Consider the following 3,590-nt stretch of genomic DNA (forward strand, 5'->3'; position numbering starts at 1 on the left):
CTCCGCAAGACGATCACGCCAGCCATCAGCGTGAGTACCTCACCACCAGCTCACGCCAGGCCCATGACCTGCGAATTCAGGATGGAAACAACCCATTGCTCCGAATGCGGCGTGTCGCACACTCAGAAGACGGCGTGCCTGCCCGGAGACTTCCGCCCCGCCGAAACTCCCCACCACAGGTCACAGCAACGGCCCACCCGAACCGGGTACGGGCCGACGCCACGCTGACGGGGCGCTATGCCTGGAACTCCGTGCTGCGCACCCCGTAGGCCGAGGCGTTCGCCGGCCGGACCGGGTTGTTCCCAACCGCCGGCCCGGACGGCGCCCGCGCTGCCGACTTCCGGCGCGTTCCCGTTGGGAGTCACCGCCGGCTCGGACGGCAATCTGTGGTTCACCGAGGTAGATACCACCGCCGGCAGCACCGTAGGCGGCATCGTGGGTACCACCGTAGGTACCACGCCGCTCCCGGCCGCGTCCGCGCGTTTCCGCATCTCAGCGGCCATTTTCGGGCGGCCGGTAAATCCGACAACCCGTGTGCCGCGAATGTGAAAGGAACTGCATGTAGGAAGTTCTGGAAGCAATGCTGTGCAAGAGATGAAGGTTTGGCCCTTCGAAGTGGGACGCGGCAGGCGCCCGTCGGCGCGGCGGTTCGATGCGGTAGGCGGAGGCGGTGCGCCTCGTCGGGCGTGTGGGGAACGGAAGAGGTGGTCTGGGATGGCAATGTTCCTGTTCATCGTGCTGGTTGCTGTGGTGTTCGGCTTTGTCGGGGCACTGGTGAAGGGGCTGCTGTGGCTGCTGGTGATCGGGGTGGTGTTGTTCATCGTCGCTCTGGTTCTGGCGGGGGTGCGCCTGGGCCGGGTGCGCAGCGGGGCGCGCTGATGCCAGGTTGGGGCACTGGTCGGATTCGGCTGGTGCTGCCTGGAGGGAGTGCACTGGTGCTGTCCCGGCCGCGCCGATCCGGGCTCCGGCGGTCGTTGTCGGCCTCTGCGGTAAGAACGGCTGGTGAAGCTGGATCAGCGGAGGGCCGAGGGGGAGGAACTCGCGGTCGCCGAGCGGGTCGTGGGGTAGATGGTCCGGTGGCGGGACCTATGACCTATGACCCGATTCTTCGCGGATTCTTGGTCTCGGCTGTCTTTCAGTCGAGGTGGCGCGTGCGGTGGTGGGCTATCCGCAGGTGCGTGCGGACGGGTAGGCCGCCCAGGGATGTCTGCAGACGGGTCAGGGGGCCGTCGTGTACGGCCTGCAGGGTGGCGGCGGGCGGGGCGGCGGGGTCGAGTGTGAGGTGCAGGGACAGCTCTGGGCGGGTGGCGGTTCCGGTGATGCGGGCGTGTGCTTGGTCGATGCCGGGCAGGCGGGCGGTGTCGGTGGCGACGGCTTGGGCGAGGGCGTGGGTGTGGAGGCTGATGGGCGGGTGGGAGGAGGCGGGGTCGAGGGTCAGGGTGCGGGGCTGGTGGCGGCGCAGCTGGGCCAGCAGCCATAGCAGGGCGAGGAGGGCGATGATGGTGAGGGTGGTGATGAGGGTCGGCCACCACCAGCTGTCCGTGGTGTAGCGGGTGCGGTCGGTTGTGGGCAGGAGGACGTCGGTGGGTGCGGTGAGGGGCCAGTATTCGGGTGGTGTGAGGTGCCAGCGCCGGTACAGATCCAGACCTCCCATGAGGGTGAGGAGGCCGCCGGCCAGCAGGATCAGGCCGGTGAGCGCCAGGAGAGTGCGGTTCGTCGCGGTGAGCGCTTTCATCTCCGCGGCCTTCGTGCTGGGATTTTAGGGGACATGTGCACGCTGACTGTGACGCGTGGGGTCCGGGCGAGCCCGAGGTCGGCGCAGGCCGCTGTCAGGGCGTGTGTCAGGTCATCGTGGACTTCGCGTGGGTCGCGGTAGCGGGCGCTCGCGCGGGCGTTGATGCGCCGGGAGTTGACCAGGATGCGGGCCCGAGTGACGCCGGGCACGTGGCAGGCGGCGTCGCGGAGGGCGGCTTGTGCGCTGCTGCGCTGAAGGACGGCACGGGCGGGGACGTCGCTGGCGGGAGTGTGCATTGGCAGCAGTCGGCTGGCGCCGGGAGTGAGAGCGAGCAGGAGCAGCAGGAGGCCGAGGAGTGCGGCGACGGTGGCCCCGAGCACCACCCAGACGTCGTCGATGGGGCGGGTGGCGAGTTCGTGGGCGAGGCTGATGCGCCAGGTGGCAGCACGGTGGCCGGCGCGGACCGTGCAGAGGTCGTAGAGGAGCAGGCTCGTGCCGGCGGCGATGAGGGCGGCCGCGACGGCGGCTGGCCAGCGCCGCGCGGACCGTTCGCGATGCGGGCGCCGCCTTCCTTCCGCCCGGGCGGAAGGGTTCGGGGCGGTGGCGCCGGCAGAGAGGTCTTCGGCGGGCGAAGTGGCCGTGGAGTCGCCGGGGCGCGCAGGCGTGGTAGGCGGAGGGTCCGGTGTCATCTGATGGTCCTCCTTCGCTCTCAGGTCAGCGGACTCGGTTCGGTGAGTTCGCCACATGGAGATGGCGGACGGTCAGGGATACCTCGCCAATGAGGAGGCCGGTGAGGCGACCGACTTGGTCGGTGACGTGGTGCTGGACGGTGCGGGCGGTGGCGAGGATGTCGAGCGGGTACGGCAGGTCGACCGTCAGTTCCAGGCGGGCGGTACCGGCCCGGACGGTGGCCTGCGCGCTGGGAGCCGAGGCGGCGGCGGTTTTCTCGGCGAGGCCGGCCAGCGCTTGGTGGGCGGCATGCGCGGCGAGCCGGGCCACCACCCGGTCGGGGATGACGGTGGCGCCGCGGTGCGGTGCGTCTGGCCGTGGTGGTGTTGCCGGGTGCCGCTGGGGCGGGAGGGGGTGGCTCATGTTCGGTTCCGGGGACGGAATATCTCTGCGATCGCGGTGTCGCTGTCTGCTATCAGCCCGATGGCCAGGCCGACGGCACCTAGTACGGCCGTCAGGAGGAACGCCCAGAAGCCTCCGAAGAAGCCGGCGAATCCCAATGCGATGCCTGCCAGCAGGCCCACCTTCGCAGCGCTCATGCTTTCTCACCGTTCTCTTTCGCTCGCGCCTGACAGGTGCGGGGATGTCACTGCACGCGGCTCTCGCTTCGGGAGTCCTCGTCGTCCTCGGGCAGATGCACGTCGTCGACTGTCACGTTGACCTCTACGACTTCCAGGCTGGTCATCTGCTCCACCGCGTCGATCACGCTGACGCGTACCTCCCCGGCCAGGTCGGCGATGGACGGCCCGTACTCGACCACGACATCCAGGTCAATGGCGGCTTGGCGCTCGCCCACCTCCACTTTCACGCCCTGGGTGTCAATCCCCTGTAACCGTGGAGTCCTCCGCTATGCGGCCTTGGCCTCCTGACGGGCTTCGGCTCGTGTCTTGCTGATGATCCGTTCGAACTCCACGGGTGGCAGGCCGCCGGCCGCGCTGTGCCGACGGCGGGTGTTGTAGAAGTCCGTGATCCAGGTCGCGATCTTCAACCGGGCCTCGGTCCGGATGGCGAAGCGATGTCGGTGGATGTACTCGACCTTGATCGTGGAGTGGAAGCTCTCGGCCGCGGCGTTGTCGAGTGCCGACCCGACGCGCCCCATGGACTGGACGACGCCGAGCCTGTCGCA

6 protein-coding genes and 1 pseudogene are annotated in these 3,590 nt (G+C 69.1%); 1 reads left to right on the plus strand and 6 read right to left on the minus strand.

Translation table 11 applies throughout. The annotated features are described in order from the left end of the window. Positions 1 to 714: 714 nt before the first annotated feature. On the plus strand, positions 715 to 879 hold the full coding sequence (locus ACH4J0_RS42885; protein ID WP_396246616.1) for a hypothetical protein: 165 nt from the start codon (positions 715 to 717) through the stop codon (positions 877 to 879). A gap of 256 nt (positions 880 to 1,135) precedes the next feature. On the opposite strand, the gene ACH4J0_RS42890 is transcribed toward ACH4J0_RS42885, so the two are convergent. The 6 genes and pseudogenes from ACH4J0_RS42890 to ACH4J0_RS42915 all read right to left on the minus strand — a co-directional run. Further along, positions 1,136 to 1,735 (minus strand): alkaline shock response membrane anchor protein AmaP, encoded by a 600-nt coding sequence (locus tag ACH4J0_RS42890; protein ID WP_396246617.1) that lies wholly within the window; start codon positions 1,733 to 1,735, stop codon positions 1,136 to 1,138. Beyond that, positions 1,732 to 2,424 carry a DUF6286 domain-containing protein gene (locus tag ACH4J0_RS42895; RefSeq protein WP_396246618.1) on the minus strand — a complete coding sequence of 231 codons (693 nt, stop codon included), beginning with the start codon at positions 2,422 to 2,424 and terminating at the stop codon, positions 1,732 to 1,734. The genes ACH4J0_RS42890 and ACH4J0_RS42895 overlap by 4 nt, the downstream gene beginning before the upstream one ends. Before the next feature lie 25 nt (positions 2,425 to 2,449). Then, positions 2,450 to 2,827, minus strand: coding sequence for an Asp23/Gls24 family envelope stress response protein (locus ACH4J0_RS42900; RefSeq protein WP_396246619.1), 378 nt, complete (start codon positions 2,825 to 2,827; stop codon positions 2,450 to 2,452). Then, positions 2,824 to 3,003, minus strand: coding sequence for a hypothetical protein (locus ACH4J0_RS42905; RefSeq protein WP_396246620.1), 180 nt, complete (start codon positions 3,001 to 3,003; stop codon positions 2,824 to 2,826). Before ACH4J0_RS42905 ends, ACH4J0_RS42900 begins: the two co-directional genes overlap by 4 nt. Before the next feature lie 47 nt (positions 3,004 to 3,050). Then, a pseudogene (locus ACH4J0_RS42910) lies at positions 3,051 to 3,281 on the minus strand (Asp23/Gls24 family envelope stress response protein); the annotation flags it as partial. A gap of 30 nt (positions 3,282 to 3,311) precedes the next feature. Further along, on the minus strand, positions 3,312 to 3,590 hold a 279-nt coding region (locus tag ACH4J0_RS42915), incomplete at its 5' end, for an integrase core domain-containing protein (protein ID WP_396246621.1).

The organism is Kitasatospora sp. NPDC017646 (assembly GCF_044329365.1).
Classification (GTDB): Bacteria; Actinomycetota; Actinomycetes; order Streptomycetales; family Streptomycetaceae; genus Kitasatospora.